At 66.9% G+C, this 14,127-nt stretch carries 13 protein-coding genes and 1 pseudogene; 5 read left to right on the forward strand and 9 right to left on the reverse strand.

Annotated elements, in window-relative coordinates:
* Positions 1-2: 2 nt before the first annotated feature.
* Positions 3-767: a methyl-accepting chemotaxis protein gene (locus tag GV001_RS20320; RefSeq protein WP_372238578.1), complete on the reverse strand. Its 765-nt coding sequence runs from the start codon at positions 765-767 to the stop codon at positions 3-5.
* A gap of 90 nt (positions 768-857) precedes the next feature.
* Positions 858-1,880 (reverse strand): annotated as a pseudogene (locus tag GV001_RS20325) (cache domain-containing protein); the annotation flags it as partial.
* A 131-nt stretch (positions 1,881-2,011) separates the two neighbouring features.
* Between GV001_RS20325 and GV001_RS07060 the strand changes: the two are divergent.
* Positions 2,012-3,508: a helicase HerA-like domain-containing protein gene (locus tag GV001_RS07060; protein WP_160078936.1), complete on the forward strand. Its 1,497-nt coding sequence runs from the start codon at positions 2,012-2,014 to the stop codon at positions 3,506-3,508.
* A gap of 94 nt (positions 3,509-3,602) precedes the next feature.
* Here GV001_RS07060 and GV001_RS07065 read toward each other — a convergent pair whose 3' ends face one another.
* The 4 genes from GV001_RS07065 to GV001_RS07080 form a co-directional block, all read right to left on the reverse strand.
* Complete coding sequence (locus GV001_RS07065; RefSeq protein WP_160078937.1) at positions 3,603-3,797, reverse strand: hypothetical protein; 195 nt, start codon at positions 3,795-3,797, stop codon at positions 3,603-3,605.
* A 349-nt stretch (positions 3,798-4,146) separates the two neighbouring features.
* Positions 4,147-4,584 (reverse strand): adenylyl-sulfate kinase, encoded by a 438-nt coding sequence (locus GV001_RS07070; RefSeq protein WP_160078938.1) that lies wholly within the window; start codon positions 4,582-4,584, stop codon positions 4,147-4,149.
* Positions 4,475-5,389 (reverse strand): PHB depolymerase family esterase, encoded by a 915-nt coding sequence (locus tag GV001_RS07075; RefSeq protein WP_160078939.1) that lies wholly within the window; start codon positions 5,387-5,389, stop codon positions 4,475-4,477. The genes GV001_RS07070 and GV001_RS07075 overlap by 110 nt, the downstream gene beginning before the upstream one ends.
* 167 nt (positions 5,390-5,556) lie before the next feature.
* Positions 5,557-6,816, reverse strand: coding sequence for an NAD(P)/FAD-dependent oxidoreductase (locus GV001_RS07080; protein ID WP_160078940.1), 1,260 nt, complete (start codon positions 6,814-6,816; stop codon positions 5,557-5,559).
* Positions 6,817-7,005: 189 nt separating this feature from the next.
* Here GV001_RS07080 and chrA point away from each other — a divergent pair, with 189 nt between their 5' ends.
* Positions 7,006-8,352 carry a chromate efflux transporter gene (gene chrA / locus GV001_RS07085; protein WP_256664879.1) on the forward strand — a complete coding sequence of 449 codons (1,347 nt, stop codon included), beginning with the start codon at positions 7,006-7,008 and terminating at the stop codon, positions 8,350-8,352.
* A gap of 62 nt (positions 8,353-8,414) precedes the next feature.
* Entirely contained in the window at positions 8,415-9,992 is a 1,578-nt protein-coding gene (locus tag GV001_RS07090; protein ID WP_160078942.1) for a sensor domain-containing diguanylate cyclase, read from the forward strand.
* On the opposite strand, the gene GV001_RS07095 is transcribed toward GV001_RS07090, so the two are convergent.
* On the reverse strand, positions 9,993-10,691 hold the full coding sequence (locus GV001_RS07095; protein WP_160078943.1) for an aspartate/glutamate racemase family protein: 699 nt from the start codon (positions 10,689-10,691) through the stop codon (positions 9,993-9,995).
* Positions 10,692-10,867: 176 nt separating this feature from the next.
* Here GV001_RS07095 and GV001_RS07100 point away from each other — a divergent pair, with 176 nt between their 5' ends.
* Complete coding sequence (locus GV001_RS07100; protein WP_160078944.1) at positions 10,868-11,752, forward strand: pseudouridine synthase; 885 nt, start codon at positions 10,868-10,870, stop codon at positions 11,750-11,752.
* A gap of 8 nt (positions 11,753-11,760) precedes the next feature.
* Here GV001_RS07100 and GV001_RS07105 read toward each other — a convergent pair whose 3' ends face one another.
* Positions 11,761-12,507, reverse strand: coding sequence for an ABC transporter substrate-binding protein (locus GV001_RS07105; protein ID WP_160078945.1), 747 nt, complete (start codon positions 12,505-12,507; stop codon positions 11,761-11,763).
* Positions 12,508-12,844: 337 nt separating this feature from the next.
* Positions 12,845-13,189 (reverse strand): I78 family peptidase inhibitor, encoded by a 345-nt coding sequence (locus tag GV001_RS07110; protein WP_160078946.1) that lies wholly within the window; start codon positions 13,187-13,189, stop codon positions 12,845-12,847.
* A 261-nt stretch (positions 13,190-13,450) separates the two neighbouring features.
* On the opposite strand from GV001_RS07110, the gene GV001_RS07115 reads away from it, so the two are divergent.
* Positions 13,451-14,122 (forward strand): ABC transporter ATP-binding protein, encoded by a 672-nt coding sequence (locus GV001_RS07115; RefSeq protein ID WP_256664987.1) that lies wholly within the window; start codon positions 13,451-13,453, stop codon positions 14,120-14,122.
* Positions 14,123-14,127: the final 5 nt, after the last annotated feature.

A 14,127-nucleotide genomic window follows, 5' to 3' on the forward strand; every position in this document is an offset into this window, starting at 1 on the left:
GCTCAGATGCGGAAGCTGTCCACCAGGTGCTTCAGGCGCGTCGCCTGCTGCTCCAGGTCGCCGCAGGCGCGCAGGGTGGCCTGCAGGTTTTCCACGCCTTCCTGGTTGAGGGTGTTGATTTCGGTGATGTCCATGTTCAGCGAATCCACGACCGCGGTCTGCTCCTCGGTGGCAGTGGCGACCGACTGGTTCATGCCGTCGATTTCGCCGATGCGCTGGGTCACGCTGCCCAGGCGCTCGCCGGCCTGGTTGGCGATGGCGACGCTGTCCGCGCTGTAGCGCTGGCTCTCGGTCATGGTGCTGACCGAGTCGCGGGCATCGACCTGCAGCTCCTCGATCATCTTCTGGATTTCCTGGGCCGACTCCTGGGTCCGGTGGGCCAGGTTGCGCACCTCGTCGGCCACCACGGCGAAGCCGCGGCCGGCCTCGCCGGCTCGCGCCGCCTCGATCGCCGCGTTGAGCGCCAGCAGGTTGGTCTGCTCGGAGATGCTCTTGATCACTTCGAGGATCTGGCCGATGTCGACCGTCTTGCCGTTGAGCTTCTCGATGTTGCCACTGGAGTCGCTGATCTTGTTCGACAGCTCGTTCATGGCGGCAATGGTCTTCTCCAGCACCTGGCTGCCATCCTCGGCCAGGCGGCGCGCGTCGGAGGCCTGATGCGAGGCTTGCGCGGCATTGCGCGCGATTTCCTGGGCGGCGGCACCCAGCTCGTTGATCGCCGCGGCCACGCTATTGGTGCGGTTGGCCTGTTCGTCCGAGTTGACCATCGACGAGTTGGAGGCGTTGACCACCAGCTTGGCCACTTCGTTGACCTGCTGGGTGGCCGAGGACACTTCGCGGATCGAGGCATGGATGCGCTCGACGAACTGGTTGAATGAGCTGGCCAGGCGGCCGAACTCGTCCTGTGAGTGGATGGCCAGGCGCTTGGTCAGGTCGCCCTCGCCCTGGGCGATGTCCTGCATGGCACGGCCCATCACGTGCAGCGGCTGCATCAGCACGCGGATCAGCATGCTCAGCAGGAGCATGATGAGGACCACCGCAATCACCGTGGCGATGATCGCCGAGGCACGGAACTCGTTGAGAGGGGCATAGGCCTTGCCCTTGTCGATGGACAGGCCGACGTACCAGCTGACCGAGGGCAGGCCCTTGACCGGGGTGAAGGTGAGCAGGCTCGGGGTGCCATCCAGCTCGACTTCGCTGAAGCCGCTGCTGACCTGCGGAGTGTTCTTCGGGTAGACCTCGGTGAGCGATTTCATCACCAGATCCTTGTTCGGGTGCACCAGGATCTTGCCGTCGGCGCTGACCAGGAAGGCATAGCCCATGCCGTTGAAGTCCAGCGAGTTGATGATCTCGACCAGGGTGTTCAGGCTCAGGTCGCCGCCAACCACCCCGGCGCTGCCGGCCGGGGTGGCAATGGTGATGATCAGTTCGCTGGTGGCGGCGTCGACATAGGGCTCGGTCAGGGTCGAACCGCCGGCCGCCATGGCGTCCTTGTACCAGGGGCGGGTGCGCGGGTCGTAGTCGGCCGGCATCTCGTCATTCGGACGCATGGTGAAGCTGCCGTCGGCCGCGCCCAGGTAGGTGAAGGCGAAGGTCGACGCCAGGCTGCGGCGTTCCAGGGTGCTCGCCAGGCTGTCCGGTGTGGTGGCGCTGTCGATCGACTGGGCGAGGTTCTCCACCAGCAGGATGCGTCCGGACAGCCAGTTCTGGATGTTGCTGGCGGTGACCGTCCCCAGGCTTTGCAATTCACTTTCCAGATCAGCCTTGATCACATTGCGCTGCAGGTAGTCGTTGTAGAGGGTGAATAGGGAAAATGCCGCAATCACCACCAATGAGGCGGCGATCAGGATCTTGTGGCTGAACTTCAGATTCTGGGTCATGGTTGCTTGCGTCCGGTGAGTTCTGGCAGCAGTCTCTAGTTATTAGCGGCAGGTGGTTTTCACCTGGACCGTGCTGTACACCGCTTATAACGACCTCTATGCAGTAAAGCTTTAGCCCGAGGGATGGCAAGATGCCTGTTTCCGATGCATTTGTACTGGGTGCCGATCCGCAGGGACGGCCCGTCAGCCAGGCGCTGCGCCTGACCAATCGCCACGGCCTGGTGGCCGGCGCCACCGGCACCGGCAAGACGGTGACCCTGCAGCGGCTTGCCGAACTGTTCAGCGATGCCGGCGTGGCGGTATTTGCCGCCGACATCAAGGGCGATCTCTGTGGCCTCGGGGCCGCAGGCAACCCGCAAGGCAAGGTGGCCGAGCGGATCGCCAGCATGCCCTGGCTGAATCATCAGCCGCGGGCCTATCCCGTGACGCTGTGGGATGTGGCTGGTCGCAGTGGGCATCCGCTGCGAACCACGCTCAGCGAAATGGGCCCGCTGCTGCTGGCCAACCTGCTGGAGCTGACCGACAGCCAGCAGGCCGCGCTCTATGCCGCCTTCCAGGTGGCCGATCGCGAGGGTCTGCTGCTGCTCGACCTGAAAGACCTTAAGGCGCTGCTCAACCACCTCAAGGATCACCCCGAGCTGCTTGGCGAGGATCGTGCCCTGTTTGCCGGCGCCTCGGCCCAGGCCCTGCTGCGCCGCCTGGCCACGCTCGAACAGCAGGGCGCCGAGGCGCTGTTCGGCGAGCCGGCGCTGCAGCTCGAGGACATCCTGCGTCCGGACAACGATGGTCGCGGCCGTATCCACCTGCTCGATGCCAGCCAGCTGGTGCACGAGGCGCCCAAGGTCTATGCGACTTTCCTGCTCTGGCTGCTGGCCGAACTGTTCGAGCAGCTGCCCGAGCGTGGCGATGCGGAGAAACCGGTGCTGGCGCTGTTCTTCGACGAGGCGCACCTGCTGTTCGCCGATACCCCCAAGGCCCTGCAGGAGCGCCTGGAACAGGTGGTGCGGCTGATCCGCTCCAAGGGCGTCGGGGTCTATTTCGTCACCCAGTCCCCCGGTGACCTGCCCGATGACGTGCTGGCCCAGCTGGGCCTGCGTATCCAGCACGGCTTGCGCGCTTTCACCACCAAGGAGCAGAAGTCCCTGCGTGCGGTGGCCGACGGCTTCCGCCCAAATCCCGAGTTCGACTGCCTCACCGTGCTCACCGAGCTGGGCATCGGCGAGGCCCTGGTTGGCACCCTCGAAGAAAAAGGCACGCCGGCCATGGTGCAGCGGGTGGCGATTGCCCCGCCGCAATCGCGCATCGGCCCGCTGAACGAAGGCGAGCGGGCCGCCCTGTTGCGCGCCTCGCCGCAGGCCGGGCGCTATGACAAGGCGGTGGATCGCGAGTCGGCCTATGAAATGCTCATGGCGCGAGCCCAGCAGCAGTCGCTCGAGGTTCCTGGCGAACAGCCCAAGGCAGCCGACAAGTCGGGCGACACCGCCGGTCTGGGTGGCATGGCCGGCGAGCTGCTTGGCAGTCTCGCCAGCCAGGTGATGAAAACCGCGGTGCGCCAGGCCGCCAATCAGCTCGGTCGGCAACTGGTGCGTGGCCTGATGGGTTCGTTGCTGGGCGGTAAACGGCGCTGAGTGGCTTCGCCTGAGGATAAAGGCGCCTGATGGCGCCTTTATCCTGCCGGGGTCGCGGGGTGCGGATGCCGGGCACTCGGCTCGCTGGCGAGGCTCACTCGCTTTCGCGGGCCTGTTCGATCTTGTGCAGTTCTTGCTGGAATGCCTGGTCGAGCAGGCTGGGTTTCTTGCGCCAGGGTTTGCGCTCGGGGTCCGGTTGAGCGGCGTAGGTAATGACTTCTCCGCCGTATACATCCTTGTAACGTTGTGCCTGGCGCTCTAGTTCCGCGCGCAGTTCATCTTTCGTCACGTGATTATCCAGAATATTGCTGATCGCCAAATTGGCTGGGCTCGTCGGCCAGGGGCTTATGCTGCCACCAATAAAAGGCTTTTAACCGGCGAGGAGGGCTCTGCTTGAGCCGAGGCCATTGCAACAAAGTAATGTTGCTGCAATGCGCGGGGAGATTATAACCAGCTGTTTCATATTTGCCAGATAGTGCCGGGCGGTATTTTGCCGCGTGTTTATCTGGGCGCGCCAAAGTTCCCATCGGTGCCAGTTAAACTGACCGGGTCGGCAGAAAAAACATGCCCGCAACTCATTCGTTGCCCCATGCAGCGGCGGTACCGGCACCGCCCCTGCGTCAAGGCTGCGGCGCTCCTCAGTGCAGCAGGCCACGTTTGCGCAGTTGTTCAACTATATAGTCGGCGGCCTGTTCGGCGCTGTAGCAGCTGGTTTCAATATGAATTTCCGCTGTTTGCGGTGCTTCATGGGGAGAGTCGATTCCGGTGAAGTTCTTCAGTTCGCCGCGCCGGGCTTTCTTGTACAAACCCTTGGGGTCGCGTCTTTGCACTTCGGCCAATGGCGTATCGACAAATATCTCGATGAACTCGCCCGCTTCGACCAAGTTGCGCGCCAGTTCGTGTTCGCCACGCAATGGCGAGATAAGTGCAGCATGTCGTCCCGTCGATATGGCTTGGAAGCGGTTTTCAGTGATTCTTGCGGAACTGCCTGGCGAAGTCCCAGGCGGCCTGGCTGGCGGAGAAGTGGCCGGCGTACAGCTTGCGGTTGCGGCGGCTGTCGCCCCCGGGCCAGGCATGTTCGCCGTTGGGAATCAGACGCAGCTCTACGGGCGCCTGCCTCGGGCAGCTCCAGCTGGTCAACTGCGAGCCGTCGGGTAGCGCTTGCTCGCTGGAGCCTCCGCAACTGTGGGTCTTGGCCATGATCTGCAGGGTTTCCGGCACCGAGCGATGGGCCACCCCGGCGATCGCGTTCTCGCCCATGCCGCCGGCGTAGGGCACGTTGCTGTCCTTGGAGCCATGGATATGCAGGACCGCTACGCCTTGCGCCCCGGCGCAGCTATCCAGGGCCAGGGTGCCGGACACCGGGATGATCGCGGCGATGTCCCGGGGCGCTTCGCAGGCCAGGCGGTAGGCCATCATCGCGCCATTGGACATGCCGGTGGCATAGACCCGCGAGCGGTCGAGCGGGTGCTGGCGGGCGATGTCCGCGAGCATGGCGTGGATGAACCGCACGTCGTCGACATTCTGCTCGACGGCCGGGCCGCAGCACTTGCCGGCATTCCAGGTGCGACGATTGTGCAGCAGACGCGAGCCGGTGCCGTTGGGGTAGGCGACCATGAACCTGTTGCTGGCGGCGACCCGGTTCATGCCGGTGGTACGCTCGGTCTCGTCGGCGTTGCCGAGGCCGCCGTGCATGACGATCATCAGCGGCAGTTCACCCTGTCCGGCATTGGCGGGAACGAACAGCTTGTAGCTGCGGATGCTGCCGGCCACCGTGACATCGAGCAGCTGGCCTTCCGGCTTGGCGGCCTGTACCGCCTGCGGGGCCAGCAGCAGGAGCAACAGGCTCGACAGCAGGGGCCTGGGTAACGTGATGCGCATGGTCGGTTCCTCGCAAGTGTCCGTTCAGTGCTCTTCCCGGTTCTGTTGCCCGCTGGCCACATGGGGCCGCGTCCGCCAGGTCGATGAAGATGGCTTCCAGCCATTGGCTATCGGTCGCGATCTGCTGCCGGTATTGGACGGTTTCCTTGTGGGCGCCGCGCTCCGGCTCAAGCCGCCGGTGGCAGCAGTTCCTTCAGTGGCCTGCTGTCATCGGCCAGTTGCGCGGCGTCGAGGACGATGCCCTCGGCGATCAGGCGCTTGGCGGCGATGAAGTCCTGGGGGCGGTTGACCGTGTCGGCGGCGATGACCTTGCCGTCCTTCAGGTAGAAGGCCGAGAAGCTGTCGCTGTCCGGCGTGCCGCGCAGCACCAGCTGCTGGTAGCCTTGGGACAGGCCGACCATCTTCAGTTTCAGCTCAAACTGGTCGGACCAGAACCAGGGCACCGAGGCGTAGGCCTTGAGCGTGCCGTTGATCGCCGCAGCGGCGCAGCGCGACTGTTCCAGGGCGTTGGGCACCGACTCCAGGCGCAGGCGGCGGCCGAGCAGGGCGTTGGGGTGGTTGGTGCAGTCGCCAGCGGCGTAGATGTCCGGGTCCGAGGTCTGTGCGTATTGGTCGACCAGGATGCCGTTGTCCACCGCAAGGCCGGCGGCTGCGGCCAGTTCGGTGTTGGCGATCTGGCCGATGCCGACCAGCACCAGGTCGGCCGGGACGCGCGTGCCGTCGCTGCACAGCACGGCGCTGACGGCCTGGCCGGTGGCGTCCAGCTCCAGGTCGCTGACCTGCACGTTGGTGCGAATGTCTACACCGGCTTCACGGTGCTTGCGCTCGTAGTAGGCCGACAGCTCGGCGGCGGTGACCCGCTGCAGCACCCGCGGCATGGCCTCCAGCACCTGTACCTGCAGGCCCTGCTGCACGGCGCAGGCGGCCACTTCCAGGCCGATGTAGCCGCCGCCGACTATCACCAGGTGCTTGCCTGCGGCGAACTGGCTGCGGATCCGCTCGACATCGTCGAGGGTGCGCAGGTAGTGGAAGTTGCCGCAGGCCTCGGCGGCCTTGGCCTGGGGCACGCTCAGCGGGCGCGGTCGGCCGCCGGTGGCGATCACCAGCTTGGCGTAGGCCAGGCGGCGGCCGTCGGCCAGTTGCACGCACTTGCTGGCCCGGTCGATGGCCTCGACCCGCACGCCACTGAGAATTTCCACCTGGGCCCTGTCGTAGGCCGCCTGCGGGCGGATGGCCAGGCTGGCTTTCTCGACACTGCCAGCCAGGTAGGCCTTGGACAGCGGCGGGCGGTGGTAGGGCAGGTGGGCTTCCTCGCCGATCAGCAGGATGCGTCCGCTCCAGCCTTCGTTGCGCAGGCTGACGGCCAGTTCGCCGCCGGCGTGGCCGGCACCGATGATGATGGCGGTGGAAGATGCAGCGTCTGTCATGGGGAACCTCGGGCAGAAAAGGCAGAACCATAGTGTATGCAGCCGCGGTGTCGGCGTCCCTGCCGAACATGCCATTTTGCCGTCCGCGCCTGCCGCGTCGAGCGACTGTCACGGCTTTGTGCGACCATTCGCCAGCATGCATGGCAACTGGGGCGGATGGGGGCAAAGGCGATGGGGGAGGCGCGAGCAGTGACCGAGGCAACGGACAAACCGGCCAGTGTGAGCCTGCTGCAGGCCCTGTGGTTCTGGCTCAAGCTCGGCTTCATCAGCTTCGGCGGGCCGGCGGGGCAGATTTCGATCATGCACCAGGAGCTGGTCGAACGGCGCCGCTGGATTTCCGAGCGGCGTTTCCTGCATGCCCTCAACTACTGCATGTTGCTGCCCGGTCCGGAAGCCCAGCAACTGGCCACCTATATCGGCTGGCTGCTGCACCGCAGCTGGGGCGGGGTGATCGCCGGGGCGCTGTTCGTGCTGCCTTCGTTGTTCATCCTGATCGCCCTGTCCTGGCTGTACATCGCCTTCGGCGACGTGCCGCTGGTGGCCGGGATCTTCTATGGCATCAAGCCGGCGGTGACCGCCATCGTGGTGCAGGCCGCCCATCGCATCGGTTCACGGGCGCTGAAAAATAACTGGCTGTGGGGCATCGCCGCGGCGTCCTTCGTCGCCATCTTCGCCCTCAACCTGCCGTTCCCGCTGATCGTGCTGGGCGCCGCCGTGCTCGGCTTGCTCGGCGGGCGCCTGGCGCCGCAGTATTTCGCCGTCGGCGGCGGGCATGCCGCCGCGGCCTCGTCGTTCGGCCCGGCGCTGATCGATGACGACACGCCGGCACCGGCCCATGTGCGCTTTCGCTGGTCGCGCCTGCTTGCCTTGCTGCTGCTCGGTGCGGCCCTGTGGCTGCTGCCGATGGGGCTGCTGACGGCCCTGTACGGCTGGGACGGCACCCTGACGCAGATGGCCTGGTTCTTCACCAAGGCGGCGCTGCTGACCTTCGGCGGCGCCTATGCGGTGTTGCCCTACGTCTACCAGGGCGCGGTCGGCCACTATGGCTGGCTGACCCCGACACAGATGATCGACGGCCTGGCCCTGGGCGAGACCACGCCGGGGCCGCTGATCATGGTGGTGGCCTTCGTCGGTTTCGTCGGCGCCTACCTGCAGCCGGTGTTCGGTGGCGACTCGGCCTTCCTCAGCGGCGCCGTGGCGGCCAGCCTGGTGACCTGGTTCACCTTCCTGCCGTCCTTCCTGTTCATCCTGATCGGCGGGCCGCTGGTCGAGGCGACCCACAACGAGCTGCGCTTCACCGCGCCGCTGACCGCCATCACCGCGGCGGTGGTCGGGGTGATCCTCAACCTGGCGCTGTTCTTTGCCTACCACGTGCTCTGGCCCGCGGGCTTCGCCGCTGCCTTCGACTGGCCCTCGGCGCTGCTCGCCGTGGCGGCGGGGGTGGCGCTGCTGGGGTTCAAGCGTGGGGTGATCGAGGTGCTGCTGGCCAGTGCCGCGCTCGGCCTGCTGGTGCACCTGGTCCGTCAGTCGTATTGACCGGGGCGGCCCTTTCTTCTATTCAGGCAGTAGGGTTTTTGCTCAGGAGCGGGTAGCCAGCGATGACAGTCAAGCGCAAGGCCGTGCCAGTATGGCGCCGCTGGCTGCTCGAACCGGCCGTGCTGCCGTTGGCGCGGGTCTTCGTGGTGCTGGTCGGCCTGGCGCTGCTGGCCACCGATGCCTGGCTGATCTGGAAGGCCCGGGACGTGCAGTTGCGCGAGGCGCAGGTGGAGACCTCCAACCTGGCCTCGGCGCTGGCGCGGCAGGCCGCCGATACCCTGAAGAAGGCCGATACGGTGCTGCTCGACCTGGTCGAGCGCCTGCAGGTCGACGGTACCGCCGAGCCCCAGTTGCAGCGCCTCAATGGCCTGATGCGCCAGCATGTCTACGAGCAGGCCGAACTGCATGGCCTGTTCGCCTATGACCGCGATGGCAACTGGCTGGTGACTTCCTTCGGCACGATTCCGCCCGGCGCCAACAATGCCGATCGCGAATACTTCATCTTCCACCGCGAGCATCCGGACGACCACGACCCGCATGTCGGCCCGCCGATCCGCAGCCGCACCACCAACGAGTGGATCATTCCGCTGTCACGGCGCCTGGAGGATGCCCAGGGCAACTTTGCCGGGGTGGCCCTGGCGACCCTGTCCATCGGCTATTTCCAGCAGTTCTACGGCACCTTCGATATCCGCGAGCACGGCACCATCAGCCTGGCGCTGAACGACGGCACCGTGCTGGTGCGCAAGCCCTTCCTCGAGTCGACCATCGGCTCAAGCATTGCCAACGGCCCGGTCTTCAAGAGCCTGTTGCCGCAACGCCCGGTGGGCAGCTCGATGCATGCCTCGGTTCTGGACGGGGTCGAGCGCCTGTTCAGCTACCGGCAGATCCAGGGCTACCCGCTGGTGGTCATCGCCGGCCTGGCCAAGGAGGACATCCTGGCCGACTGGCGTGCCGACACCGCTCGCCAGCTCATGGTGCTCGGCGTGCTGGTCAGCCTGATCTGGCTGCTCGGCTTCTACCTGATCCGCCTGATCAAGCGCGGGCAGAGGACCGAGGTCGAGTTGCGCGCCACCCGCGATGCCCTGCGCGCCTTCAACCTGCGCCTGGAGAAGCAGGCGCTGGAGGACGAGCTGACCCACCTGGCCAACCGTCGGCGCCTGATGCGTGCCCTGGACGACGAGATCGCCCGTGCCGCGCGCTACCAACGGCCGCTGGCGCTGGTGCTGTTCGATGTCGACTACTTCAAGCAGTACAACGATATCTACGGTCATTCGGCCGGCGACGAGTGTTTGCGCGCGGTGGCCAAGGCCATCCGCGGCGGGCAGAAGCGCCCGGCCGATCTGGCGGCGCGCTACGGCGGCGAGGAGTTCTGCCTGCTGCTGCCGGAAACCGACGCCCGGGGCGCCTTGCAGGTGGCCGAGCAGGTGCGCGCGATGGTCGAGGCGCAAGCCATAGTGCATGCCGGCTGCCCCTGGTTGCGCGTGAGCCTGAGCGCCGGGGTGCATGTGCTGCTGCCGCAGCCGGGGGATCGTCCGCAGCAACTGGTGCAGGCGGCCGACCAGGCGCTCTATGCGGCCAAGGCCGCCGGGCGTGACCGGGTCCTGCTGTATGCCGAGGGCGCGGTCCAGCCGATCGGCTAGCTAGCCCGCGGCCAGCGCCCATTCGGCCGCCTGCCGGGCATGCAGGGCGGTGGTGTCGAACAGGGGCACGCTGGCATCCTCGGCACCGACCAGCAGGCCGATCTCGGTGCAGCCGAGGATCACCGCCTGCGCACCTTGCGCCACCAGGCTGGCGATGATGCGGCGATAGGTTTCCCGCGACTCTTCGCGCACCTGACCCAGGCACAGCTCCTCGTAGATGATCCGGTGCACGTCCTCGCGCTGTGGCGCGTCGGGGATCAGTACGCGGATGCCGTGGCGCTGTTCCAGGCGCTCGCGGTAGAAGGCCTGCTCCATGGTGAAGCGGGTGCCGAGCAGGCCGACCCTGTTCAGCCCGGCGGCCTGGATCGCCGCCGCGGTCGGGTCGGCGATATGCAGCAGGGGAATGCCCACCGCCTGCTCGATGGCCGGCGCCACCTTGTGCATGGTGTTGGTACAGAGCACCAGCAGCTCGGCACCGGCGCGCTCCAGGGCCTGCGCCGCATCCGCCAGCAGGCGCCCGGCCTGGTCCCAGTCGCCGCTTTGCTGCAGGCGCTCGATCTCGTGGAAGTCGACGCTCAGCAGCACCAGCTTGGCCGAGTGCAGGCCGCCCAGGCGTGCCTTTACCGTCTCGTTGAGATGGCGGTAGTAGGGAATGGTCGACTCCCAGCTCATGCCGCCGATCAGGCCGATGGTTTTCATCCGTGCGGTGCTCCCGGTGTGTGCAGGTCGGGCCATGCTGCGGTAAACGCCGTGATCGCTGTAGTGACAGTCGCGTGGCGTTTGCCGCCCTGACTGTAACGGATGACGGGTGGCCGGGCATTTTCCGCGCGGCTGGGGAATAATGCGCGCCGTCCTGTTGTCAGCCGAGCCCGCCCATGTCCGCCCCCAGCATTCGCCCGAGCATCCTGCACCTTCCGGCCGGCCCCTGGCCGACCGTGCTCGACTGCCTGTGCGGGCATTTCCCGGCGATCAGCCGCGCTACCTGGCTCGACCGCATGGCCCGCGGCCGCGTGCTGGATGCCGAGCACCAGCCGATCGGCCCCGGGCATCCCTACCGCGAAGGCCTGCGCGTGCAGTACTACCGCGAAGTGTTGGCGGAAACGCGGATCCCCTTCGAGGAAGCCGTGCTGCATGTGGACGAGCACCTGGTGGTGGCGGACAAGCCGCACTTTCTCTCGGTGATGCCGGCCGGCGAATACGTCGAGGAAACCCTGCAGGCGCGCCTGACCCGGCGCCTGGGAAATCCGCACCTGGTGCCGCTGCACCGCATCGACCGGCACACCGCCGGGCTGGTGCTGTTCTCTGCCAACCCGCAGAGCCGTGGCGCCTACCAGGCGCTGTTCCGCGAGCGGCGCATCGACAAGCGCTACGAAGCCATCGCCCCGGCCTTGCCCGAACTGCAGTTCCCCCTGCAACGCGCCACCCGCCTGGTCGCCAGCGAGCCGTTCTTCCGCATGCAGGAAGGTGTGGGCGAAGCGAATACCGAGACCCGCATCGAAGTCATCGAACGCAATGGCGAGCTGTGGCGCTACCGCCTGTTTCCCGTGACCGGCAAGAAGCACCAGCTGCGCGTGCATATGGCGGCGCTCGGCGCCGGCATCTGCAACGACAGCTTCTATCCCGAGCTGCTCGATGCGCGCGATGCGGCGGACGACTACAGCCGCCCGCTCAAGCTGCTGGCCCAGGCCCTGCGCTTCATCGACCCGCTCAGCGGCGTCGAGCGCAGCTTCGACAGCCGGCTAAAGCTGGACTGGTCATGATCGGCTGACTATTGCGCGTAGCGCCGGTACAGGGCCTGGTACTGGCCGTTGCCGCGGATCTTGTCGAGGGCTGCCTGCCAGCGTGCCACCTCGCTCGGCGGAGTGCTTTTCGACAGGGCGATATAGCCCTGATCCTGGCCAAGGCTGACCGCGCTGGCCTGGATCTCCTCGCTGGCGACCGCGGCCTCGTGCAGCTTCTGCGCCAGGCCGGCGTCGGCCGAGGCCACCAACTTCACCCGGCCGGCGGCCAGCATGCGGAAACAGCCGGCGTAGGAGGCATGGCGCTTGAGCTGGCGGAAGCCCTGCCTGGTCAACAGTTCATCGTGGACGCTGCCGTTGAGGATGCACACCGGCAGGTCGCGGGCCTCGGCCAGGCTGCGGATGCCAGTGGGCGCGCGGCGGCTTTCGTAGAGGTAGTCGGTTTCCTGCAGGGTCGGCCCGATCCAGTGCGCCAGATCGATGCGCTCCGGCGTGCGGCTGAGGTTGAACAGCACCACGTATGGCTGCTTTTCCATCAGCACCAGGCCGCGCGCCAGGGGCACCTCGCTGATCGGCGCGGGCTGGCCCAGTTCGGCCAGCAGGCGGTGCACCAGCTCCAGGTAGAAGGCGCGCTTGCCCGCATGTTCCTTGCCGTGCAGGTTGCCGTCGGCGAAGTAGGCCTGTTCGCCCAGGCTGTGGGTGTAGACCTGCCAGTCGCGGGCCGTGGCGAAACCGGCGGGCAACAGCAATAGCGCTGCTATCAGCAACTCCTTCACGCGTGTCCCTCTCGCCCCGTGCTCTAGGTCTTGTTGTTGTGGCGGGTCGCGGTCTGGCGCGGCTATACGCGCCGTTCGCCACCGGCCCTTCATGGGCAAATCATCGGTCACTCTCGCCGACGATCATAACGGCATATGCGCGGCTTGGAAGCGCCTCGCGGCGAAGAAGTTGCCGGTCTCGGCGCCATGCAGAGGCAGGCGAGAAGCCGCCCGGCGCGGTCGCGCCTGCCAAGGGCGTGTTGAGGATGAGCGCCGGTTTCGCTTGCGCGAGGCGCCGGGGCGGCACCTGCGCGGCTGGCGCGCCGTGCCCGGCACGCCCGTGGTGTAAGGCGCGGGCTCAGCCGCAGCTGACCTGCAGGACCACCCCGGCATTGTCGATGTCGATGTTCAGGCGCTGCGGGTTGTAGTCCATGGTCACCGGCTGGTTCGGCCGGGTGATGCGCAGGAAGCGGGCGTCGGCCTGGTCACGGGCCTCGCTGGCCAGCTGGTTGTCGAGGGTCTTGCCGATCAGGTCGTGGATCGGGTCGGCATCGCAGCGGCTGTCGAAGTCGGCGCTCGGCTCGCTGTTCGCGGTCACCTTGGCGGCAGCGGGTTCGCGGGGTTTGTCCGGGTTGCCGGCGCAGGCGGCGAGCAGGGCCAGGCCGAGGCCGAGGAGGGCGGTACGGGCAAATGTGCCGGTCATGATGTCGTCCTTGTGAAGGGCTGGTGCTGAGTGAAACGGGCGGCGCTGGTCCGCCCTGACAAGGGCGCCATCATAACCAATTGCCGCGTGGCCTTGGTCGATCCGCGCACGGCAGCCGGCATGCGGCTGGTCCATGGCGGCGCAAAGTCCGCTCATGGCCCGCCATGGCTTCTCCGCTGCGTGCGCGCCTGGTTCGCGGCTCAAGCCGCTCCTACGCTGTGTAGGGGATTGCTGGTACTACATCGCGAGGAGGCCGTGCCGTTGAGGCTGATAGTCGAGAACCTGCACAAGTCGTTCGCCACCGCCCAGGGCAGCCTGGCGGTGCTGCGCGGGGTCGATCTGCAGTTGCCCGCTGGCAGCAGCCTGGCGCTGATGGGCGAGTCGGGCAGCGGCAAGAGCACCCTGCTGCACCTGGTCGCCGGCCTGGAGCGGCCCGACAGCGGGCGCATCCTGGTCGATGGCGTGCCGCTGGACGGGCGCCGCGAGGCCGAGCTGGCGCGCTGGCGCCGCGAAGGCATCGGCCTGGTGTTCCAGCAGTACAACCTGATCAGCAGCCTCGGCGTGGCGGCCAACCTGGCTTTCCAGGCACGCCTGGCCGGCCGTCATGATCCGGCCTGGGTCGCTTACCTGGCCGAGCGCCTGGGCCTGACGCCGCTGCTGCAGCGCTACCCGGAACAGCTCTCCGGTGGCCAGCAGCAGCGTGTGGCCATCGGCCGGGCACTGGCCGCCCGCCCGCCCTTGGTGCTGGCCGACGAACCCACCGGCAGCCTGGACGAGGCGAGCAGCGAGGCGGTGCTCGAGCTGCTCCTGCAACTGGTCGGCGAGGCCGGCAGCAGCCTGCTGATGGTCACCCACAGCGCGCGCCTGGCCGAGCGCTTGGAATACCGCCTGTACCTGCACCTGGGCCGGGTCGCGGCGGCGCAGGAGGCCTGACGAGC

The sequence above is a fragment of the Pseudomonas sp. 8AS genome (assembly GCF_902506505.1).
In the GTDB taxonomy this organism is placed as follows: domain Bacteria; phylum Pseudomonadota; class Gammaproteobacteria; order Pseudomonadales; family Pseudomonadaceae; genus Aquipseudomonas.